At 69.0% G+C, this 22,017-nt stretch carries 21 protein-coding genes and 1 pseudogene; 13 read left to right on the forward strand and 9 right to left on the reverse strand.

The annotated features are described in order from the left end of the window. Positions 1-129: 129 nt before the first annotated feature. Genes N3K63_RS06035 through N3K63_RS06045 form a run of 3 tightly spaced genes read right to left on the reverse strand, consistent with a single transcriptional unit; the run spans position 130 to position 2,713 of the window. Positions 130-579, reverse strand: a complete 450-nt coding sequence (locus tag N3K63_RS06035) for a type II 3-dehydroquinate dehydratase (protein ID WP_261579102.1) — start codon at positions 577-579, stop codon at positions 130-132. 28 nt (positions 580-607) lie between these two features. Beyond that, on the reverse strand, positions 608-1,888 hold the full coding sequence (locus N3K63_RS06040) for a TRAP transporter large permease (protein WP_261579104.1): 1,281 nt from the start codon (positions 1,886-1,888) through the stop codon (positions 608-610). Positions 1,889-1,891: 3 nt separating this feature from the next. Beyond that, a complete protein-coding gene (locus N3K63_RS06045; protein ID WP_261579105.1) occupies positions 1,892-2,713 on the reverse strand; it encodes a TRAP transporter small permease in 822 nt (273 codons plus the stop codon). A gap of 99 nt (positions 2,714-2,812) precedes the next feature. Between N3K63_RS06045 and N3K63_RS06050 the strand changes: the two genes are divergently transcribed. From N3K63_RS06050 to N3K63_RS06075, 6 genes are all read left to right on the forward strand, one after another. Next, positions 2,813-4,261: an aldehyde dehydrogenase family protein gene (locus N3K63_RS06050; RefSeq protein ID WP_261579107.1), complete on the forward strand. Its 1,449-nt coding sequence runs from the start codon at positions 2,813-2,815 to the stop codon at positions 4,259-4,261. After that, entirely contained in the window at positions 4,258-5,139 is an 882-nt protein-coding gene (locus N3K63_RS06055; RefSeq protein ID WP_261579108.1) for a citryl-CoA lyase, read from the forward strand. The genes N3K63_RS06050 and N3K63_RS06055 overlap by 4 nt, the downstream gene beginning before the upstream one ends. Further along, a complete protein-coding gene (locus N3K63_RS06060; RefSeq protein ID WP_261579109.1) occupies positions 5,136-6,899 on the forward strand; it encodes a thiamine pyrophosphate-binding protein in 1,764 nt (587 codons plus the stop codon). Before N3K63_RS06055 ends, N3K63_RS06060 begins: the two co-directional genes overlap by 4 nt. A gap of 24 nt (positions 6,900-6,923) precedes the next feature. Next, positions 6,924-9,641, forward strand: a complete 2,718-nt coding sequence (locus N3K63_RS06065) for a TIM barrel protein (RefSeq protein WP_261579110.1) — start codon at positions 6,924-6,926, stop codon at positions 9,639-9,641. Between the two features lie 25 nt (positions 9,642-9,666). Continuing rightward, positions 9,667-10,407, forward strand: a complete 741-nt coding sequence (locus N3K63_RS06070; RefSeq protein ID WP_390895083.1) for a sulfite exporter TauE/SafE family protein — start codon at positions 9,667-9,669, stop codon at positions 10,405-10,407. A gap of 97 nt (positions 10,408-10,504) precedes the next feature. Further along, positions 10,505-11,344 carry a PhzF family phenazine biosynthesis protein gene (locus N3K63_RS06075; RefSeq protein WP_261579111.1) on the forward strand — a complete coding sequence of 280 codons (840 nt, stop codon included), beginning with the start codon at positions 10,505-10,507 and terminating at the stop codon, positions 11,342-11,344. Between the two features lie 7 nt (positions 11,345-11,351). Here the strand turns inward: N3K63_RS06075 and N3K63_RS06080 are convergent, their stop codons facing one another. After that, positions 11,352-12,371 carry a LacI family DNA-binding transcriptional regulator gene (locus tag N3K63_RS06080; RefSeq protein ID WP_261579112.1) on the reverse strand — a complete coding sequence of 340 codons (1,020 nt, stop codon included), beginning with the start codon at positions 12,369-12,371 and terminating at the stop codon, positions 11,352-11,354. A 147-nt stretch (positions 12,372-12,518) separates the two neighbouring features. Here N3K63_RS06080 and N3K63_RS06085 point away from each other — a divergent pair, with 147 nt between their 5' ends. Next, a complete protein-coding gene (locus N3K63_RS06085; protein WP_261579113.1) occupies positions 12,519-13,454 on the forward strand; it encodes a dihydrodipicolinate synthase family protein in 936 nt (311 codons plus the stop codon). A 133-nt stretch (positions 13,455-13,587) separates the two neighbouring features. Next, positions 13,588-14,901 carry an Nramp family divalent metal transporter gene (locus tag N3K63_RS06090; protein ID WP_261579116.1) on the forward strand — a complete coding sequence of 438 codons (1,314 nt, stop codon included), beginning with the start codon at positions 13,588-13,590 and terminating at the stop codon, positions 14,899-14,901. Between the two features lie 70 nt (positions 14,902-14,971). Here N3K63_RS06090 and N3K63_RS06095 read toward each other — a convergent pair whose 3' ends face one another. After that, a complete protein-coding gene (locus tag N3K63_RS06095; RefSeq protein ID WP_261579118.1) occupies positions 14,972-15,679 on the reverse strand; it encodes an SDR family oxidoreductase in 708 nt (235 codons plus the stop codon). Between the two features lie 26 nt (positions 15,680-15,705). Beyond that, positions 15,706-16,782: pseudogene (locus tag N3K63_RS06100) on the reverse strand (alkene reductase). A 133-nt stretch (positions 16,783-16,915) separates the two neighbouring features. Here N3K63_RS06100 and N3K63_RS06105 point away from each other — a divergent pair. After that, positions 16,916-17,530, forward strand: a complete 615-nt coding sequence (locus N3K63_RS06105; protein ID WP_261579120.1) for a TetR/AcrR family transcriptional regulator — start codon at positions 16,916-16,918, stop codon at positions 17,528-17,530. A 4-nt stretch (positions 17,531-17,534) separates the two neighbouring features. Here the strand turns inward: N3K63_RS06105 and N3K63_RS06110 are convergent, their stop codons facing one another. Both N3K63_RS06110 and N3K63_RS06115 read right to left on the reverse strand, forming a co-directional pair. Further along, on the reverse strand, positions 17,535-18,413 hold the full coding sequence (locus N3K63_RS06110) for an alpha/beta fold hydrolase (RefSeq protein WP_261579122.1): 879 nt from the start codon (positions 18,411-18,413) through the stop codon (positions 17,535-17,537). A gap of 61 nt (positions 18,414-18,474) precedes the next feature. Beyond that, positions 18,475-19,470, reverse strand: a complete 996-nt coding sequence (locus N3K63_RS06115) for an NADP-dependent oxidoreductase (protein WP_261579123.1) — start codon at positions 19,468-19,470, stop codon at positions 18,475-18,477. 135 nt (positions 19,471-19,605) lie between these two features. Here N3K63_RS06115 and N3K63_RS06120 point away from each other — a divergent pair, with 135 nt between their 5' ends. After that, positions 19,606-19,959 carry a hypothetical protein gene (locus N3K63_RS06120; protein ID WP_261579124.1) on the forward strand — a complete coding sequence of 118 codons (354 nt, stop codon included), beginning with the start codon at positions 19,606-19,608 and terminating at the stop codon, positions 19,957-19,959. 20 nt (positions 19,960-19,979) lie between these two features. On the opposite strand, the gene N3K63_RS06125 is transcribed toward N3K63_RS06120, so the two are convergent. Beyond that, positions 19,980-20,282 (reverse strand): hypothetical protein, encoded by a 303-nt coding sequence (locus N3K63_RS06125; RefSeq protein WP_261579125.1) that lies wholly within the window; start codon positions 20,280-20,282, stop codon positions 19,980-19,982. A gap of 105 nt (positions 20,283-20,387) precedes the next feature. Between N3K63_RS06125 and N3K63_RS06130 the strand changes: the two genes are divergently transcribed. From N3K63_RS06130 to N3K63_RS06140, 3 genes are all read left to right on the forward strand, one after another. Further along, a complete protein-coding gene (locus tag N3K63_RS06130; protein ID WP_261579127.1) occupies positions 20,388-20,693 on the forward strand; it encodes a DUF7882 family protein in 306 nt (101 codons plus the stop codon). 37 nt (positions 20,694-20,730) lie between these two features. Beyond that, entirely contained in the window at positions 20,731-21,504 is a 774-nt protein-coding gene (locus tag N3K63_RS06135) for an EI24 domain-containing protein (RefSeq protein WP_261579128.1), read from the forward strand. A 160-nt stretch (positions 21,505-21,664) separates the two neighbouring features. Then, positions 21,665-21,943 carry a GlsB/YeaQ/YmgE family stress response membrane protein gene (locus tag N3K63_RS06140; RefSeq protein ID WP_261579130.1) on the forward strand — a complete coding sequence of 93 codons (279 nt, stop codon included), beginning with the start codon at positions 21,665-21,667 and terminating at the stop codon, positions 21,941-21,943. Positions 21,944-22,017: the final 74 nt, after the last annotated feature.

The following is a 22,017-nucleotide window of genomic DNA, read 5'->3' on the forward strand; positions in this document are numbered from 1 at the left end:
GACCGGTCCACATCATCGACGGTGCCCACGCTGCAGCATTCTGACAGTGCCGACTCTGACCGACTTCGACACGCGAGGACAGCGATGTCCCGACGAATGGAACATCCGGTCCGCCGGCGCCTGCGGGCGTCAGACCCGACCTTCGCGGAGGACCCGGTCCACCACGCGGATGGCGAGCTCGTAGCCGTAGGCGCCCGCTCCGGCGATGACGGCCCGCGACACGGTCGAGATCAGGGAGTGCTGATGCACGGCGTCGCGGGCCTGGATGTTCGTGATGTGCACCTCGACGATGGGCGTCCTGAGCATGCGCAGGGCATCGAGGAGGGCGACCGAACCGAAACTGTACGCGGCGGGATTGATCACCACGGATGCGTCTCGACGGAACGCGTCATGCACCCATTCCACGAGTTCGTGCTCGGCGTTGGTCTGGCCGAAGAAGACGTCGAAGCCGAGCTCCGTCCCCATCCGCGTGCAGTCGGCTGCGATGTGCTCGAGCGTCGTGCTCCCGTACAGCTCGGGTTCACGCAACCCCAGCATGTTGAGATTCGGCCCGTTCAGCACCGACAGGTGTCTGTGCACCGGCCGTCCTTTCGCGATCGGCGGAGCGCTACATCAGCCCGAGCATCGTCGGCAGAGCCGTGACGATGACGGGGAAGAGCGTGAGCAGCAGAAGCACGATGCCGAGCGGGATTAGGAAGGGCAGGATGCCGCGGAACAGCTCTCCCATCGGGCGTCGGGTGATCGAGCCCACGACGAACAGCACGGCCCCGACCGGTGGAGTGAGCGATCCGATCATCAGGTTGAGGATCATGATCACGCCGAGCTGCACCGGCTCGATGTCGTACTGACCGATGATCGGCATGAGGATCGGCACGAGCACGAGGATGACCGGCGCCGCCTCGAGGGGAATGCCCAGCAGGATCAGCAGGACGTTCAGCAGCAGCAGGAACACGATCGGGTTGTCGGTGATGCCCGTGAGCCATTCGCCGAGGTGGCGCGTCACCTGCTCGCGTGCCAGCACCTGACCCATGAGGTTGGAGGCGCCGAGGATGAGCAGGATGCCACCGGAGATGACGACCGTCTCCTTCGCGGACTTCCAGAAGACGCGCCAGTTGAGCGTGCGGTAGACCAGACCCAGAGCGAGCATGTAGACGGACGCGATGCCCGCGCTCTCGGTGGGGGTGAACCAGCCGCTGAAGATCCCGCCGAGGATGATGACGGGCAGCAGCGCCGGACCGATCACGCGAAGCGCTGCGCGCCCGAGCATCCCGCCGTCGAAGGGGCGGCTCCCCGCCACATCCGGGTGACGGCGCACCCAGAAGAAGATGTACGAGGCGAGGCCCACGGCCATCAGCATCGCGGGGATGATCGAGCCCGCGAACAAGGCGCCGGTCGAGATCGACGCGGTCGCGGCGAAGAGGACGGCCGGGATGCTGGGGGGCATCACGGTGCTCATGAGCGAGCCCGAGGCGGTCAGACCCGCGGAGAAGCCGTAGGGGTAGCCGGCCTTCAGCATCTGCGGAATCTGCACCTTGCTCGTCGACGCGGCGTCGGCCAGTGCGGAACCGCTGATCCACGAGAATCCGATCGCGGTCCCGAGGTTCACGTAGGCCAAGTTGCCCGGAAGACGGGGAAGGAGGGCGCGAGCGAGGTCGTAGAGCCGGGTCGCGATACCCAGGTTGTTGGCGATGCTGCCGACGAAGATGAACAGGGGGACGGCCAGCAGAGGAAAGCTGTTGATCCCGTTCACCATGGAGGACAGCGCGTAGCCCGCCGACAGCCCGTGGCTGTAGAAGTACAGCATGCTCGACGCGATCATCGCGAAGGCCACGGGCACGCGCAGGAGGAGGAAGACGACGAACAGCAGGATGTAGAGCCACAGTTCCACGGGTCAGATGTCCATTTCGCCGATGTCGAGTTTGCGTTCAGGGCGGCCGGCGTAGGGGATCTTGAAAGCCGAGTGCACCGCGGCGGAGAGGAAGCCGACGAGGGCGAAGATGTAGAGCACACCCATCGGGACGTGCATCGCGGCGCTGAGCCGCCCCCACTCCGCGTCGACCTTGACCCAGGCCTCATACGCGAGGGCGACACACGTGAGCACCATGATGACGGCGGACACGATGCGCAGCGCCGCGAACCAGCGGGTGCCGGCGAGCATCTCGTCGAAGATCTCGAGCACGATGTGCCCGTTGCGCCCGACGAGGTAGCCGGCCGTGGTGAAGGTGAGCGCGATCATCGAGAGCAGCGCCAACTCGCCCGCCCCCACCCAGCTGACGGCGGGAAAGTAGCGGCCGAGCACCTGATACATCACACCGATGATGATGAAGGCGAAGAGCGTCACGGCGACGGTGATCTCGATGGCCGAGAGCACCCGGATGAACCCGGGATCGGCCGGCACGCCCTCATTGAGTTTCGGCGTCGTGAAGAACGTCTTCGTCGCCGGAAAGATCGAGTTCTCGATCTCGGGCGGCACTGCTGCTGATTTCGCGTCGGGGTGCGAAGGTGCCGGATCCTCCGGCTGGTCGAACTCCCGTGGCCCGTCCGTCATGACGTCACCATCGACGTGTCTGGCTGCATTGCCGATCTCCTTGTCGGTCCAGCGGCGCTGCGCCCACGCGGGCGCCACCCCTGGAACTCTGGTCTCCAAAACGGGGACTGCAAAGTCGAGTCTCGCCGAATGGGACACCGCTCGCATCTCCGCGGAGACGGGCATCGGGGGAGCGTTTCTGCCCAGTGGGACGCGCGTTGTGACCGGTGTCGGCGTGTGCATAGCATGCGGCCATCGGCGTCATCGCCCATGGACGGAGTTGTCATGACCGCATCACCGAGATCGCTCTCGAGCGAGCAGGAAGCCGAACTGGAAGACGTGTTCGCGCGCGCCCGCGCGGCACTGAAGATCATCGAAACCTACGACCAGGAGCGCGTTGACCGTCTCATCCGCGCCGTCGCGTGGGCCGTCGCGAACCGCTCCTCCTTCCACCGTCTCGTCGACATGGGAATCGAGGAATCCGGGCTGGGAGATTTCGCGAGCCGGATGAACAAGCGGATGAAGATCCGCGGAGTCCTCCGTGACGCGCTGCGCAGCCCGTCGGTGGGCATCATCGAGGAGGATCGCGAGCGCGGCCTCGTGAAGTACGGCAAGCCCGTCGGCATCATCGGATGCGTCGTGCCGACGACCAACCCCGACCTGACTCCGGCGGGCAACGCGATCTACGCGATCAAGGCGCGCGATGTCGTCGTCTTCTCGCCGCATCCCCGCTCGAAGCACACCACGTTCGAGACCGTGCGCCTCATGCGCGACGCCCTTGAAGCCGAAGGCGCACCCGCTGACATCCTGCAATGCATCACGCATCCGAGCCTCGCCGCCTCGCAGGAGATCATGCGCAGGTCCGACCTCGTGATCGCGACGGGCGGTCAGGGACTGGTGCGCGCGGCATACAGCTCCGGAACCCCCGCTTACGGTGTGGGAGCGGGCAATGCGACGGAGTTCGTCGATGAGACCGCCGATCTGGACGAGACGGCGCGCAACTGCATGCTCTCCAAGACCTCGGACTTCGGCTCCGGGTGCTCTGCGGATGGCAACGTCCTGGTTCCTGATTCGCTGTACTCGGCCATGCTCGCGGCGCTCGAGCGAGAGGGGGCCTTTCTCGCCGACGCGGAGCAGCGGGCCGCGCTGCAGTCGGTGATGTGGGATGACGAGGGACACCGGCTGGCGGACACCGTCGCCGTGTCGCCGCAGGCGCTGGCCCGTGCCGCCGGTTTCGAAATTCCGGCCGACCGCCGCTTCATCGTCGTCGAGGGCGACGGGATCGGCGAAGACCACCAGTTCTGCAAAGAGAAGCTGACCACGCTGATGGCTGTTCACGCCTACTCCGGCACCTTCGAAGATGGAGTGGAGGTCGCTCAGCGGCTCTACGAGATCGGTGGCAAGGGGCACTCGTGCGGAATCGCATCCACCGATGACGCGCACATCGACTACTTCGCCCAGCGCATGCCGGTCTCGCGGATCATGGTGCGTCAGCCCAACTCCAAGGCCAACGCCGGCTCGTTCACCAATGGCATGCCGATGACGTCCTCCATGGGCTGCGGAACGTGGGGCGGCAACATCACCTCCGAGAACGTCTCGCTTCGCCACTACCTGAACACGACCTGGGTCTCGCGCACGATTCCCGAGGACCGCCCTTCCGATGAGGAGCTGTTCGGCGAGTTCTACGATCCGGCATTCGAAGTCGTCGACCCGACGGCGGCCCCCGTCTCATGAGCGACCAGACCGACGGTGGCGGGTCGCGCGCTCTCCGTGCCGAAGAGCTCGTCGCAGAGGCGCGGCAGTGGTGGCAGACCGACATCATCGACATCCGCCCCGGTGAGATCGCGCTGCGCGGTTATCCGATCCAAGAACTCATCGGCACGGTGAGCTTCGTCGAGACGATCTGGCTGATGCTCCGAGGCGAGTTGCCGTCGCCCGCGCAGGCCGCGCTCCTCGAGGCGGCGATGGTGGCGTCCGTGGACCACGGGCCGCAGGCGCCGTCGATCGCCATCGCGCGGATGGCGACGACGTGCGGCTCACCGGTCAACAGTGCGATGGCATCGGCGATCAACGTGCTCGACGACATCCACGGAGGACCGGGACAGCAGTGCATGGAGCTGTATCTCGAGATCGACGAAGACATGAGCGCGACAGGCTCGCTCTCCTCGTCGGTCGCCCGGGTGCTGCAACGTCATCGGGACGCCGGCCTGCGCTACGTGCCGGGTTTCGGCCATCGCTTCCATCCGCTCGACCCGCGGACGCCGAGGCTTCTCGCGCTGGTCGAGGAGGCTGCCGCCGACGGCGTCGTCGATGGGCGCTTCGCCGCCATCGGGCGAGCGGTGGGGGAGGCCCTCAGCGCGGGCCGGCCTGCGCCGATACCGATGAACGTCGACGGCGTGACAGCCGTCATCTACTGCGAACTCGGCCTGCCGCCGGTGCTGGGCCGCGGGGTGTTCATCCTCGCGCGTTCCGTCGGCATCCTCGCCCATGCGAGCGAGCAGATGGCCCAGGGCGGCCGCATCAAAGGCCCCCTGCCGAAGTCGCTCGGCTACACGTACACCGGCCCGGACCTCAGATCGGTCCCCCGCAACGACGAAAGAAGGACACAGTGAAGGATCTCGTCTCCAACCAGATCACGCGCTATCTCGAATCGCGCGAGGTGACGCACATCTTCGGGCTGTGCGGCCACACGAACATCGCACTGCTGGCAGCCCTCGAGAAGAGCGAGCAGATCTCCTTCGTCAACGTGCGGCACGAGCAGATCGCGGCGCACGCCGCCGACGGGTATGCGCGCGCCACCGGGGAGACCGCGGTCGTGCTGACCCACCTCGGGCCCGGCCTCACCAACGCGACGACCGGCGTCGCGAACGCGGCGCTCGATTCCATCCCCATGGTCGTGATCGCCGGCGACGTGCCGACCCACTACTACGGCAAGCACCCGCACCAGGAGATCAACCTCCACGCCGACGCGGCGCAGTACGAGATCTACCGTCCGTTCGTGAAGCGTGCGTGGCGCGTCGATCAGCCGCACCTCGTCGCGGAGATCCTCGACAAGGCCTTCACGCTCGCGGCGAGCGGGCGGCCCGGCCCGGTGCTCGTGGATGTGCCGATGAATGTCTTCTCCGCCGAGGTCGACGTCGCGTCCTTCGATCGGGTCATCGGCAACACGCGCTCTCTCGCGAAGCCGAGCCTCGACGAAGCCGTGGCAGAGCGCATCGTCCAGAACCTCCTCGAGGCACAGCGCCCCGTGCTCTATGTCGGTGGCGGCATCGTCGGCGCCGACGCGGCGCCGGAACTCGCCGAGTTCGCGGAGCTTCTCTCCCTCCCCATCGCGCACAGTCTCATGGGCAAGGGGGCCATTCCCGACGACAGCCCACTCGTGCTCGGCATGACCGGATTCTGGGGCACGGCGTACACGAACGAGTCCACGCGGACCGCCGATTGGATCCTCGCCCTGGGCACGCGGTTCGCGGAAGCGGATTCGAGCTCGTGGTACGCGGAGTACACCTTCGACATCCCCGCCACCAAGCTCATGCAGATCGACATCGATCCGTCGGAGCTGGGGCGCAACTACCCGCTGGAGGTCGGCGCCCTCGCAGACCTGAAGTCGGCGCTCAGGGTGCTCACCCGCGTGGCTCGACGACTGGCTCCGGAAGGAGTGCAACGGCCCGCGCTGCTCGAGCAGATCGCCGCCCATCGCGCCGCCGTCAAGAGCGGCAACATCGACGCCCAGAACTCGGATGCGTGGCCGATGCGCCCCGAGCGCATCCTCTGCGAGGCCCGTGAGGTGCTTCCCGCCGACGCGATCATCACGACCGACGTCGGCTGGAACAAGAACGGCGTAGGTCAGCAGTTCGACATCCTGACTCCCGGCACCTTCCTCACGCCCGGCGGATTCGCGACCATGGGGTTCGGCGCGCCGGCTGCGATCGGAGCGAAGATGGGCCGGCCCGATCGCGTCGTGGTGTCCCTCGTGGGTGACGGCGGCTTCGGTCAGAACCCCGCAGTGCTTGCGACGGCCCGCGAGGAGAACGTGTCGGTGGTGTGGGTCGTGATGAACAACAACGCCTTCGGCACGATCGCCGGACTCGAGAAGGCCGCCTTCGACACCACCTATGGGACGGTGTTCGGCACCGCCGACGACCCGATGTACACGGACTTCGCGAAGATCGCGGACGCCTACGGCATCACCGGCATCAAGATCGAAGCCGCCTCGGAGTTCAAGCCCGCACTGGAGCGGGCCATCGCCCACGGCGGGCCGGTCGTGATCGACGTCTCGATGGTGAACGTGCCCACTCCGACGTCAGGCCATTGGAACATCCTCGACATCTACTCGCCGGGCGAGAAGATCGAGCACGTCGCCACCCAGTGACCGGCAGAGATCCAGGCCCCGATCATGAACGCTTACCGGCGACCGCGCGACGTCCTCATCTCGACGGTCTGCTTGTCCGGAACACTGGAGGACAAGCTGCACGCCGCCGCCGAGGCCGGATTCGCGGGGGTCGAACTGCTCGAGTACGACCTGCTGATGTCGTCGTGGTCGCCGTCGAAGGTGGCGAGCGAGGCATCCGATCTCGGTCTGGCCGTGGAGGTGTACCAGCCGTTCCACGTCGAGACGGTGCCCACGGAGGCCTTCGCGAGGCATGTGCACAGAGCCGAGCGAAAGCTCGACCTTCTCGGTGAGCTCGGTGCACGGGTGCTGGTGTGCTGCTCCACGAAGACGGCGGAGGGGGTGGACGACGACGAGCGCGCCGCCGACCAGCTGCACGCGCTCGCAGAGCGAGCGCATGCACGCGGGATCCGGCTCGCCTACGAGGCGGTTCCCTGGGGGCGCGTGCGCACCCATGACGAGGCGTGGCGAGTCGTCGAACGGGTGGGTCATCTGGCGCTGGGGCTGTGCCTCGACAGTTTCCACGTCCTCTCCCGAGAGAACCGCGCCGCAGCGATCGAGGGCATTCCCGTGGACAAGGTCTTCCACGTCCAACTGGCAGATGCACCCCGGCCGGGGATCGACGTGCTCGAGTGGAGCCTGCACCACCGATTGTTCCCCGGTCAGGGCTCGCTGGAGGTCGGCGGTTTCGTCGGGCGGCTGCGGGCAGGCGGCTACGACGGCCCGATCGCGCTCGAAGTCTTCAATGACGTCTATCAGCAGGAGGACCCGCGTCACACCGCGACCGACGCGATGCGCTCCATCCGCGTTCTCGCCGAGGCGGTGAGTCGTGGTGACGCTCCTGCCGCGCGCACGCCCACTCCGCGCGACCTTCCGTCGGCTCCCGCACTGGCGGGCCTGGCGTTCGTCGAGCTGGCGGTCGACGAGGTGTCCGGGCCGCTCGTGGCCCGCTCGCTGCGGGCGCTCGGCTTCGCTCAGACCGGTCAGCACCGCTCCAAGCCCGTCCAGCTGTGGGAGCAGGCGGATGCGCGCGTGCTCCTGAACTTCGGACCGGAGCGTTCCGTGTCGCCGGCGACGGCCTCCATCAGCGCGATGGGCGTCGCCAGTGCCGACCCGGCCGGGTCGCTGCGCCGTGCCGAGAGCCTGCTGGCGTCGCGACTCGCACGGCCGCGAGGGCCCCGCGAGCTCGACCTCGCCTCCGTGGCGACTCCGGGCGGCGTGGCCCTGTTCTTCTGCGAACCCGACGCAGAGCAGACCTGGGAGACGGACTTCGAGCGGGATGAGGAGGTGCTGGCACCGCCGCCCCTCGTGCGGGAGATCGACCACGTGGCCATGACGGAGGTCATCGACCATTTCGACCAGTCGACCCTGTTCTTCCGCACCGTTCTCGGGCTCGTCGACGGCACGTCGCAGGACATCACCGCTCCGTTCGGGCTGGTCCGCACGTGGTCGGCTCGGGACCGGGACGAGCGGGTGCGGGTGGTCCTCAACACCACACCGCTGAGACGCGGGGACTGGGCTCCGGCGGTCTCGAGTCCGCAGTGCATCGCGTTCTCGACGGATGACGCGGTCGCTTGCGCGCGGGCGCTGCGAGACAGAGGTGCTCCGATCCTCAGGATCCCCGACAACTATTACGACGATCTGGAGGCGCGTCTCGATCTGTCCGCCGAGTTCGTCGCGACGCTGCGCGAGCACTCGATTCTGTACCACCGCGACGCCGAAGGCGTCTTCCTGCATCTGTTCACAGAGATGGTCGGCGCGCGGATCTTCTTCGAGATCGTGCAGCGCATCGACGGCTACGACGGATACGGCGATCCGCGCAGCATCCCGCTGCGGATGGCCGCGCACCGCCGCCAGCGCATGCGCACGCTGGGAGCCCGGCCGTCGGCCGGTGACGCCGACAACCGCCGCGAGTATTCGCTTGCGCACCTGACGGCGCTGAGCCTGACGCCCCCGGAACTCGTCGACGCGGCCGCCTCGGCGGGGTACCGATACGTCGGACTGCGGATGACGAAGGTCACGACGCAGGAGCCGCACTACCCCCTCGCCTCCGACCCCGCACTGATGCGCGCGACGAAGACGCACCTCGCCGCCACGGGCGTGGAGGTCCTCGACATCGAACTGGCCCGCATGACCTCAGGAGACAACCCCCGCGATTACCTCCGCTTCCTCGAAGCCGGTGCCGAGCTGGGCGCGCGCCACGTCATCACCCAGCTGCCCGATGCCGATTTCGCGCGCAAGACCGATCGCTTCGCGGAGCTGTGCCAGCTGGCGGCGCCGCTCGGCTTGAGCATCGACCTGGAGTTCCCCTCGTGGACGGAGACACCCAACCTCACCGAGGCGGTGCGCGTGCTGCGTGGTGCGGCCCAGCCCAACGCCGGCCTGCTGATCGATCTGCTCCACTTCGCCCGATCGGGCTCGAGCATCGAGGCGCTGCGCGACCTGCCGCCCGAGTGGTTCCACTACGCGCATGTCTGCGATGCTCCCGCAGAGATCCCGACCACGACGAGCGAGCTGATCCACACCGCGCGGTTCGAGCGGCTCTTCCCCGGGGAAGGAGGCCTCGACATGCACGGCATCCTGGCGGCGCTGCCCGAAGGCATCCCCTACGCGCTCGAGATCCCGCGTGCCATGCTGGTGGCGCAGGTGGGGCCCAAAGAGCACGCGCGGCTGGCGATCGACGCGGCTCGTCGACACCTCGACGCCGTCCCCGTGAGCGTGTGACGGGTCCGCGCCGGCAACCGGCATCGTGACCGACCTCCCGGCGCACGCCTGGGCTCTGCTGATCGCCGGAGCCCTGGTCGTCGGCCTGTCGAAGACCGCCCTTCCGGGTTCGGCGACGCTCGCCGTGGTCGTGTTCGCCGCTGTGCTGCCCGCGCGGTCGTCCACCGCGGCGCTGCTGGTGCTGCTCATCGTGGGCGACATGATGGCGCTGGCGCTGTATCGGCGCCACGCGGACTGGAACACGCTGGTGCGCCTGGCGCCCGCCGTCGCCGTCGGGATCGCGCTCGGAGCGCTGTTTCTCGCACTGGGGGATGACCAACTGGTGCGACGGGGCATCGGCGCGGTCCTCCTGAGCCTCGTCGTCATCACCCTGATGCTGCGCCGCTCGCCGGCGCGTCCGAGCGCAGGACGCGCCGCCCGGATCGGGTACGGCGCGCTGGGCGGCTTCACGACCATGGTCGCCAATGCGGGCGGGCCGGTGATGTCGTTGTACTTCCTGGCCGCGCGCTTCGACGTGCGCGCCTTCCTCGGAACCGCGGCGTGGTTCTTCGCGATCGTCAACATCGCGAAACTGCCTATCGTCGCGGGGCTCGGTCTGCTGTCCCCGCCCGTGCTCTGGATCGATCTTCTGCTGGTGCCGGCGGTGATCGTCGGCGGTCTGGTCGGCTGGAAGCTCGCCGGGCGGCTGAGCCAGCGGATGTTCGATCGAGTCGTGCTCACGCTGACCGCGGCGACTGCTCTGTACCTGCTCGTGGGGCCCGCCTGATCGGCGAGTGCGACGCCCTGAGCTGAGCGGCGAGTATTAGACCCGGGCGGTGTCGCCGGCGTCCTTCGTACGATGGATGCGGTGGAAGGAGACCCCCATGACCCGGCATCGTCCCTTCGTGCAGGTGGACGTCTTCTCGAGCGCGCCCTACTGCGGCAACCCCCTCGCGGTCGTCGTCGACGGCACCGACATCAGCGACGACGCGATGGCGCAGTTCGCGCGGTGGACCAACCTCTCCGAGACGACGTTCCTGCTGCCTCCGACCGATCCCGCGGCCGACTACCGTGTGCGGATCTTCACCCCCGGAGGCGAGCTGCCGTTCGCCGGCCACCCGACGCTCGGCTCGGCGCACGCCTGGCTCGACGCGGGCGGTGCCCCGCGAGACCCCGACGTCATCGTGCAGCAGTGCGGGGCGGGGTTGGTGCGGGTGCGCCGCGACGGCTCCCGCCTCGCCTTCGCGGCGCCGCCGATGATCAAGACCGGCGCCCTCGAGGCGCACGAGCTCGACGTCTTCACGCGCGCCCTGGGCATCGACCCCGCCACCGTGCTCGACCACCAGTGGGTCGACAACGGCCCGGGCTGGGCGGTGCTGCGCCTGCCTTCGGCGGCCGACGTGCTGGCACTCGAGCCCGACCTCGCGCAGATTCCGGATGCCATGATCGGAGCGATCGGACCCTACCCGGCGGGCTCGGAGCACGACTTCGAGATGCGCACCTTCGCCCCGGGGGTCGGCGTGCCCGAAGACCCGGTGTGCGGCAGCATGAACGCCGGCGTGGGGCAGTGGCTCCTCGGCTCGGGTCACGTGTCGCAGTCGTACACCGTCTCGCAGGGCACGCGCCTGGCGCGAGCCGGCGAGATCGCCGTCGTGCCCGACGGCGACACCGTCTGGGTCGGCGGCGCCAGCACCGTCTGCATCCGCGGCGACGTGCTGCTGTAGGTGCGGGTCACACCCGCGGGGGTGCGGTCGACGCGCGGGGGATCAGCGTCGGGAGGGCGCTGCGCATCGCCCCCTCGGAACCCGGGGGCGCGGTCAGCAGCTCCATCGCGGCCGCGGCGATCTGATCGAAAGGCGTGTGCACGCTCGTGAGCGGCGTGGGCAGCTGCGAGACCAACGGGATGTCGTTGTAGCCCACGATCGACAGGTCGTCGCCGGGAAGGATGCCGAGCGTGCGGGCGGCGCTGACGACACCGATCGCCAGGTTGTCGTTCGCCGCGAAGATCGCCGTGGGGCGGTCGGCGGAGTCGAGCAGCTGCCGCCCCGCGGTCAGGCCGTCGTCGACCCCGTACCCCGTCGAGACGATGCGTCCCGCCCGCGGCGTGATGCCGGCTTCGCGCAGTGCGCGCTCGGCGCCGTGCTGGCGGTCCTGCCCGCTCGAGGTGAACCAGGGGCCCGTCACGATGGCGATATCGCGGTGGCCGAGATCGATGAGATGGCGTGCCGCGAGATAGCCGCCCGCCTCGTCGTCGCCGAGCGACGAGGGGCTGATGCGGTCGGTGCGCAGCACCAGGGCGTGCGGGATACTGCGGGCGCGCAGTGATGCCGGCAGTTCGTCGTCGAGTCGGGCGGTGGCCAGGATCAGTCCGTCCACGTTGCGATCCAGCAGCGTCTCGGTGGCGCGCCGCTCCTCGTGCGGGTCGTCGCCGCAGGTGGCCACGACGGCGAAGTAGCCCTGACGTCTGGCGGTGCGCTCGACCGCCTCGAACATGAGCGCCATCACCGCGTCGGTCAGTCGCGGCACCAGCACGCCGATCGTCGCCGTCGCCCCGCGCCGCAGGTTCGACGCGAACAGGTTCCGCCGATACCCGAGGGTGTCTGCGGCCTCCCGAACTTTTTGAGCGGTCTGCGATCGGGAGGGCGGCGTGCGGTCGTCGAGGATGCGGCTGGCCGTCGAGATGCTCACGCCCGCCGCCTGCGCGACATCGCGCAGTGTCACGACGTGTCGCTCGGACTGCTCGGGGTACATGCGGCCCTCTCTGAGCTGCGGATGCGGGAACGATTGCAGATCGCCTCTTGACATCATCCCATCTCCGCTCGCATACTTGCGATCGTTCCTGCAAACGTTCCCGCGAACGTTCTCACCGCTCGAAGAGCACGACCAGAAGGACAACGAATGTCTCTCGATCTCCGCGGACTCAGCCCCGCACCTGTCACTCCGTTCACCGAAGACGGCGATGTGGATTACGCCGCCATCCAGCGACTGGGCTCCTGGCTCGGCTCGATCGACGGCGTCAAGAGCCTGGTCGTCCTCGGCCACGCCGGCGAAGGCACGTTCCTCACCGACGAGGAGCAGCTCGACGTCATCCGCGCGTTCGTCGACTCGACCGACGGCCGTGTGCCGGTGGTGGCCGGCATCACCAAGGAAGGCAACAAGACCGCCGCGCTCGAGGCCAAGAAGGCCGTCGAGGCGGGCGCGTCGGCCGGCCTCGTCTACCCCTCGCACGGGTGGCTGCGCTTCGGCTACCAGAAGGGGGCACCCCAGACCCGCTACCAGGAGATCTATGACGAGTCCGGGCTTCCGCTGATCCTCTTCCAGTACCCCGACAACACCAAGGCGACGTACGACCTCGACACGCAGCTCGAGATCGCCGGTCAGGACGGCGTGTTCGCCACGAAGAACGGCGTGCGCAACATGCGCCGGTGGTACACCGAGATCCCCGCCCTGCGCGCCGCCTACCCCGAGCTGCAGGTGCTGTCGTGCCACGACGAGTACCTGCTGCCGACGATGTTCGACGTCGACGGTCTGCTGGTCGGATACGGCAACATCGCCCCCGAGATGCTCGTCGAGCTCATCGAGGCGGGCAAGGCCCAGGACTACCCGCGCGCCCACGCGATCCACGAGCGGCTGCTGCCGGTGACCAAGAACGTGTACCACCGCGGCTCGCACATGGAGGGGACCGTCGCTCTCAAGTGGGGCCTCGTCAACCGCGGCATCCTGGATCACGCGACGGTGCGCACGCCGCTGCTGCCGCTCCCCGACGGGGCCGAGGCTGAGATCGCGGCGGCCTTCGCCACCGCCGACATCGGCGCCGTGACCGTTCCGGCGTGACCGGATCGGGTGGCGGTCGCCGGTCGCGGCCGCCACCCGCACCACCCGGACTCTCACGTCCGCGCCGTTCGCGGCACCCGAGTCAATGAAGACCACCGCGGCCTCGCCGCTCTCCGAAGAAGGAGGCCTCGCCATGAGCGAGCGCATCACGTCTCGTCCCCCCGCAACGCCCGGCACCGGGCACGGCCGCATCTCCACGAGTACCGTGAGGACCATCGTGGAGTCCAAGCGGCAGCGTCGCACGTTCTGGCAGCAGCTCACCCTGATCGGGCCGGCCTTCGTCGCCGGCGCGTGGCAGTTCGGCCCCGGAAACCTCACCACCGCCGTTCAGGCGGGGAGCGCCTTCCAGTACGCGCTCATCTGGGTCATCGTCGTCTCCACGATTTTGATGATCTTCCTCACCGACATGAGCGTGCGCCTCGGCATCAAGTCGCCGGTCTCGCTCATCGCCTCCATCAAGGAGCACCTGGGCAGGCCGGTCGGCGTCATCGCCGGCATCGGAGTCTTCCTCATCACGCTGTGCTTCTCGGTCGGCAACGCGGTCGGCTCGGGGCTCGGGCTGTCGATGCTCATCCCCGGCTCGTCCCCGATCATGTGGACGATCCTGTGCACGCTCGCCGTGGCCGCGGTGCTGTTCATCCGCCGCATCTACAACGTCGTCGAGAAGATCCTGATCGCCATCGTCGCGCTCATGGCCTGCTGCTTCGTCGTGAGCGCCTTCATCGCCAACCCCGACTGGGTGGCTGCCGGCGCGGGCCTCCTGCCGACGGCTCCCGACGGCTCCTGGCTGCTCATCGTCGCGCTCGTGGGCACGAACTTCTCGATCAACGCCGCGTTCTACACCTCGTACGGCACCAAGGCCCGCGGCCGCACCGAAGCCGACTACCGCGACATCACGATGGTCGACACGATCCCGGGCATCATCGCACCCGGCATCATGACCTCGCTCGTGATCATCGTCGCCGCTGCGGTGCTCGGCGCCACCGGCCAGGCGGCCGCGAACATCGTCGGTCTGGCCGCGATCTTCGAGCCGCTCGCCGGACCGGTCGGCGGCTTCATCTTCGCGCTCGGCTTCTTCGGCGCGGCGTTCTCCTCGATGATCCCCAACGCGATCGCGGGCGGCACCATGCTGTCGGATGCGCTCGGTCGCGGCCCCTCCGCCGACACGATCACCGCGCGCCTCACGAGCGGCTTCATCCTCGCGTTCGGCATCACGATCACGCTCATCTTCCAGAGCTCGCCCGTGCAGCTCATCGTGCTGGCACAGGCGCTGACCGTGCTCGTCGCGCCGATCCTGGCGGCGCTGATCATCATCATGGCCAACCGCCGCAGCCTCATGGGCTCGATGCGCAACAAGTGGTGGCAGAACGCCATGGGGGTCATCGGACTCGTCGCGGTGCTGGCACTTTCCGTGCGGCTGGTCACCAGCCTGGTGGGTGCCGGCTGACGCTGTCGGCGGAAGCGTCGAGTCCGTCCCGCGTCCAGGTGATCGCGGGACGGACTCGATCCACGTGCGGTCAGCCCGCCAGCTGCGGGCAGAGCGTCTCGAGCGGAGCGGACAGCGCCGACTTCAGGTGCACGGACGTGTCATCGGCGAGCACCTCGTGGGCGCCGGCCTCGGTGCCGTCGAGCACGCGCGCCACCAGCAGCGCCGGGTCGAGCTTCGTGCCGTCGGCTGCGGCAGCCATCGCTGTGTCGACCCAGCCCACGTGCACTCCGACGACCTGCACTCCGGCCGGGTGCAGTTCGAGTCGCAGGGAGTTGGTCGCCGACCACAGCGCGGCCTTCGTCGCCGAGTAGATACCGCCCACCGCGAACCAGGCCATCGCGGAGTGGATGTCGATGATCGCCGTCTCACCGCCCCGCGCCGACAGGATCGGCGCGTAGGCGCGTGCGAGCAGGAGCGGCCCGACGAAGTTGGTCTCGATGTTGCTGCGGATCTCTTCGTCGGTGTGGTCGAGGATGCCGAAGGTCGACGGCGAGGCGCCCGCGTTGTTGATGAGGATCGTGACATCCGGTGCGGCCGCGACGACCTCCGCGATGGAGGCGGCATCGGTCACATCGAGTTGCAACGGCACGATCCGCTCGTCGTCCCATGCGCGCGGGGTGCGTGCGGTGGCGTACACCTTGGCGGCGCCGCGCTCAAGTGCCGCATGGACGAACTGCGTGCCGATGCCGCCGTTGGCGCCCGTGACGAGGACGACGGCTCCCGTGAGTGAGGTCATGATGAATCTTCCTTTTCTATCGGGGGTCAGGCGCCGGCGAGCACGGGGTAGTCGACGTAGCCGCGCGCGCCGCCGGCGTACAGCGTGTCGGGGTCGAGCTCGTTGAGCGCAGCGCCGGTGCGCAGACGTTCGACGACATCGGGGTTGGCGAGCGCGAACCGGCCGAGCGGGGCGAGGTCGGCAAGGCCCGCGTCGATGTCGTCGGCGATCTGCTCTCGCGTGCGGCCGTAGCGCACGACCAGCACCGCGGTCGGCCAGGCCTCCCGCATCGCGCGGAGCAGCTCATCGTCGCCGAGGTGGTGAACGTGGAGGTAAGCCAGGCTGAGCGGTGCGAGTCGACCGACGAGGTCGAGATACTGCGCGTGCACGTTCTCGCGCGGGCCCTCATCGATCCCGCCGAGGGGGAAGGCGGGCGAGATGCGGATGCCGGCGCGGTCGGCCCCGATCTCATCGGCCACCGCTGCAGCCACCTCGACGACGAACCGCGATCGGTTCTCGACCGACCCGCCGTACGCGTCGGTGCGCTCGTTGGCGTTGGGGGAGAGGAACTGGTGCAGCAGGTAGCCGTTGGCGGCGTGGATCTCCACACCGTCGGCGCCGGCGGCGATGGCCGCCGCGGCAGCGTGGCGGAACTCGGCGACGACATCGGCGATCTCGTCGGTCGCGAGCGCGCGGGGGACGGGCATCGGCTGCGGCCCGGTCGGCGTGAACATGTCCTGGCCCGCCGCGATCTCCGACGGTGCCACCGGACGACGGTGATGCGGGGTGTTGTCGGGGTGCGAGACGCGGCCCGCGTGCATGAGCTGGATGTAGAGGTGCCCGCCGCGGGCGTGCACCTCGTCGGCGACGGCGCGCCATCCGGCGACGTGCGCCGCGGTGTGGATGCCGGGGGTGTTCAGATATCCCTATCCGTCGGCGGAGGGCTGGGTTCCCTCGGTGATGAGCAGTCCCAGCCCGGCCCGCTGCCCGTAGTACTCGACCATGAGGTCGCCCGGAGTGCCGTCGGCATCCGCGCGGTTGCGGGTCATGGGTGCCAGTGCCAGGCGGTGGGGCAACTCGAGGCGGCCGAGGGAGAGGGGCTGCCAGAGGGCGGAGAGGGTCATCGTGAACGCATTCCTTGTGTCGTCGGACGGGTGATCACCGAGGTGCGGATGGGACACTGGATGGACGCCCTCCGCATGTAGTGACTACGCTCATAACCGAGGGAACTCACTAAGTATTCCGGGAGGATGGAAGATGACGCTGGCATCGCCCCCGGCCGGCCGCCGCGAGCGGAACAAGCAGGCCAAGTTGGAGCGCATCGTCGCTGCCGCCGGAGCGCTGTTCGCCGAGCGCGGCGTCGACGACGTCACCACGCAGGAGATCGCCGATGCCGCCGACATCGGCACCGGCACGCTCTTCCTCTACGCGAAGACCAAGGGAGAGCTTCTGCTGCTCGTGCAGAACGCGCACTATGCGCGGGCGCTCATCGAGGGTCGGGCAGCGGCCGAGAAGGCCTCCGGCGCCGTCGAGGGTGTACTCGCGCTCGTGACCCCGATCGTGGCGTGCAATCGCACCCACGTCGACAACGGACGCACCTACCTGCGCGAGATGGTCTTCGGCGACGCGGGGGAACCCCACCACGCCGAGGCGCTGCGCGTCGTCGCCGAGAGCGAGCAGACCCTCGCCGAGTTGATCGCCACGCGCGCCGGTCGGAGCGAGGCGGATGCCGCGGTGCTGGCCCGCGTGATCTCGGCCGGGCTCCTCGTGACGATGGCATCCGCCCCCACCGCGGAGGTCGGCGTGGCCGACATCGTCGCCATGGTGCGCGCGCAGGTCGAGGCCATCCTCGCCGTCGGCCCGCGCGCGTAGCGATTCAGGCCCGGCTGCGGGCGTCGTTCAGGAATGCCGCCGCGACCGGGGCGAAGGCCTCGACGTACTGGAAGATCGCCCCGTGACCCGAGTTCGGGTAGATGATCAGCTCGGAGCCGCTGATGCGCCGGTGCAGGTCTTCGGAGAGCACGCTGGGCACCATGCGGTCGTTGTCGCCGTTGGCGATGAGAGTGGGTGCGGTGATCGCCGAGAGGTTGGACGGGGCGGAGCGGCCGAAGCGCTGGATCGCCTTCAGCTGGGTGCGGAACGCGGTCGTGCCGATGGGCCGGTCGCGGTCGATCGTGCGCTCCTTGAGGCGCTCGACGAACGCCTTGCCGGCTCGCTTGCCCACCTGGTCGCGGTTGAAGAACAGGAACTCCTTGGGGTCGGAGCGAGTGAGCACGGCGCGAACGATGTCGCCGTACGTGACGCCGACGACCTTGTCCATGTCTCTCCCGCCGCGCGGGCCGGTGCCGGTCAGAACGAGCGAACGCACCAGCTCGGGATGGGCGATCGTCAGATCCTGCGCGATCATGCCGCCCATCGAGAACGAGAAGATGTCGATCCGGCGCAGGCCGAGACCGCGCGTGATGAAGCGGTGGGCGTCGTGCGCGGCCTGCTCGAGCGTCGCGGGGACGCGGCCGCTGGAGGCGCCGACGCCGAGCTGGTCGAACGTGATGACATGCCGGGTCTGGGCGATCGCGTCGATGATGCGCGGGTCCCAGTTGTCGAGCGTCGCCGCCAAGTGCACGAAGAAGACGACCGGGATCTCCTCCCGCGGGCCGAGCTCGCGGTAGGCGAAGGTGTCGCCGTCGACCGTGAGGGTCTTGGCGGGGGCGTGGGCGTAGGAGGTGATGGGGGGCTCAGGGGTGGGAATGCCCATGGGATCGTCCTTTCGGATCGGGAGGGAGGGAGGGAGGCCGGCCGGTCGGCGCGGGGGCGGTTCAGGCGCCGAGCAGCACCGTCTTCCCCCGCACGCTGCGCGTGCGCGCCGCCGCAAGGGCTTCGGGGGCCTGGTCGAACGGGAAGGTCGCGCCGACGACGGGGCGGAGAGCCCCGGCATCCACGAGATCGGCGATGGTGCGCAGTTGCGCACCATCGGGGCGCATGAACAGGAACTCGTAGGTCACGCCGCGCTTCTTCGCCCGCGCGCGCACCGTGCGGCTGAGCGCGCCGAAGATGAGTCGCAGTGCCGGGTTGAGCCCGATCTGCCGCGCGAAAGCGGGCGTGGGAGGGCCCGAGATCCCGATGGCCGTGCCGCCCCGACGCAGCACCTGGATGGATCTCTCGAGGTTCTCGGCGCCCACGCTGTCGAGAACGAGGTCGTAGTCCGATAGCTCTGCCGCGAAGTCTTGCGTGCGGTAGTCGAGGGCGATGTCGGCGCCGAGCTCCCGAACGAAGTCCACATCGGCGCCCGACACGGTGGTCGCCACGTGGGCGCCGAGGTGTCTGGCGAGTTGGATGGCGATCGAGCCCACGCCGCCGGCCCCGCCGTGGATGAGCACCTTCTGACCCGCGGTCACCTTGCCGCGCTCGACGAGCGCCTGCCATGCGGTCAGCGCGACCAGCGGCAGCGATGCCGCCTCGGCCACCCCCACCGAGGTCGGCGCGAACGCCACGTCGGCCTGGTCGACGGCGATCCGCTCGGCGAACGTGCCGATGCGGTGATCGCGGGGCCGCGCGTACACGACGTCGCCGGGCGCGAAGGAGGTGACCTGTGCGCCGACGCTCAGCACGGTGCCGGCCACGTCGTGCCCGAGCGTCAGCGGGAACCGGTAGCGCAGGAACGCGGCGAACGCGCCGGTGCGGATCCTCTCGTCCAGACCGTTCACCCCCGCCGCGGCGACGGCGATCAGCACGTCGTCGTCGCCGACCGCGGTCTCGGAGACGGCGGCCTCGTGTAGGGGCTTCTTGTAGGCGTCGATGACGAAGGCACGCATGGGGTGAGGGTCCTCGAGTGATGAAGAACGATTGCTCTCAATAATGAGTACACTCAGTTCGTTTGTCAAGATCGCACGACCGCCGCGCGCGTGCGGCTCTGGCCGGGCGGCCGCCGGCGGCGTAACCTGCGTGGCATGGTCGACCGGTTCGCTCTGCGGGTGACGGTCCCCGATGTCGTGGGGATGCCGTTCCACATCGGGCGCGACGTCGCGGGGGCGGCGGGGGTGGCGCTGGCCGGCCGCGATCCCGACGGCCCTCCCATCGCGGCCCTGGCGTGGCCGGGCCTGTTCTACATCACCGCTCAGCATCCGCCGGCGGGCACCCGTGTCTACGAATGGGACTCGGTGGTCGTCGACGTCGTCGAGCACGGCTCTGCCGAGTCCACGGCGCATCGCCGCCCCGATGACCGGCCGCCCGGCCTGCCCGAGCACGCCGAACCGGGGCGCGATCAGGTCATCGACCTCACCGACGACGCCGCCGAGCGGTGACGCGTGGCGCAGCCCCGGCGTCAGAAGTCGTCGAGCGTGCCGCCGAAAAGGTTCGTCAGCGCGACGTCTTCGAGCGCCTCGCCCGCCCGCCGCTGCGCGTCGGGGCCGAAGGTCTCGGTGCAGAAGGCGATCTGACTGGTCGGGGTGATCAGCGCCTCGACGCGCCGGTTGTCGACGAGGGCGAAGTCGACGAAGGCGGCGGCGCCGCGCACGGCGAGCTCCATATCGGCCTTGATCGCAGCGATGTCCTGACCGGGGGCCAGGTCGAAGCGCACGCCGTCGACGACGACGGACGTGCGGGTCACCGCCTGGGGGGTGGTCATGCGAGCGAAGTTACGCCACGGCCGTGCGATTGCAGACCCCCTTGACATCTGGATGCCGGGCCGCGACCTGCCTGCGGTCTAGGGTGATGTCGAAGGAGGTGCCTCGTGGGGACTTTGTTCTACGACGGTCAGCGATTCGAGCTCTCAGATCGAGTGCTCGCTCATCTGCAGGTGATCATCGGGCTGAAGCTGCGGCGCAAGGAGTCGTTCTTCATCTCGTGGCAGATCGGCCCCGGTGAGGGGTCGGGTCGCAATGTCATCTGGATCGACAACGGCATCCCCATCCGGTTCAAGTACGACGGCTCGCGGCCGCCGCAGATCAACCGCGAGTGGGCCGAGTCGCTGTCGCTGTCGGCGAACACGAGCAACGGCCTGTTCATCACCGACGAGCGCATCACCTCTGAAGCCTGACCGCGGCGCGGGGGAGCGCGGCCTCTAGTCTGGGCGGATGCGCGAGTTCTTCCGGGGAGCGGGGATGCTGGGCGGCGGGTTCGCCTTCTGGCGGCGCCGCCCCGCGGTCATGGCGCTCGGACTGATCCCGGCGGCGATCGCGGGCCTGATCGTCGTAGCGGGCTTCGTCGCCCTCGGCTTCACCCTTCCAGGCATCGCGACGGCGCTCACACCGTTCGCCGAGGACTGGCCGGCGCCGTGGGAGGACGTCGCACGGTTCACGGCCGGCACCGCGGTGGTGGTGGCGGCGCTCATGCTCGTCGCGATCTCGTTCACCGCGCTGACCCTCTTCCTGGGCGAGCCCTTCTACGACCGCATCTGGCGGGCGGTCGAGACCGACCTGGGCGATCCGCCGGCCGACTCCTCGTACGGCTTCTGGCGGGCGCTCGGCGACGGCCTGTCGCTGGTGGCGCGAGGCCTCGTCATCGCCCTGGCGGCGGCCCTCCTCGGCCTCCTTCCGGTGGTCGGCGGGCTGGTGGGCGGCACGACGGCGGTGCTGCTCACCGGGTGGCTGCTCGCCGATGAGCTCGCCTCGCGCGCACTGGCCGCTCGGGGCCTCACGGGGCGCCGGCGTCGCGTGCTGCGGCGCCGCCATCGGGCGCGGGTGCTGGGATTCGGCGTGGCCACGCAGCTGTGCTTCCTCGTGCCGCTGGGCGCCGTGGCCACGATGCCGGCCGCCGTGGCGGGGGCGACGCTGCTGTCGCGCTCGCTGCTCGAGGGCGAGCCCGAGAACCGTGCGGAGCGCCGGCCCGAGACGCCGACCGCGGGGTGAACCGCCGCGCGCGGGCGGACGATGGTACGCCCCGGCGGGGGTGCTGTACAGGGGGTCAGACGATCTTGGTCACACGGGCCCCGGCGCTGTTACGGTGAGGCCGCACCTCGCGTGTTGCGCCGACCACCCTCCGGCGCATCTGACCAGTTAGGACACTCACATGTTGTGGACCATCCTCGGCCTCATCCTCATCGGCCTCATCGCCGGCTTCATCGCACGCGCCATCATCCCCGGCAAGCAGAGCATGGGCATCCTGATGACCATCGTCCTCGGCATCGTCGGCTCGTTCGTCGGCGGCTTCCTCGGCTTCCTGATCTTCGGCAACGACCCGGCCGGCGGCTTCCTGCAGGCCTCGGGCATCATCGGCTCGATCATCGGCGCCATCATCGTGCTCGGCATCTACGTCGCCGTCTCGCGTCGCAGCTCGTCGCGCAGCTGACACCTCGTGCTCGCGGCATCCGCTCGACGGATGCCGAGACGGCCGTATCGCCTCCGGGCGGTGCGGCCGTCGTC

Source organism: Microbacterium festucae (assembly GCF_025421715.1).
GTDB lineage: Bacteria > Actinomycetota > Actinomycetes > Actinomycetales > Microbacteriaceae > Microbacterium > Microbacterium festucae.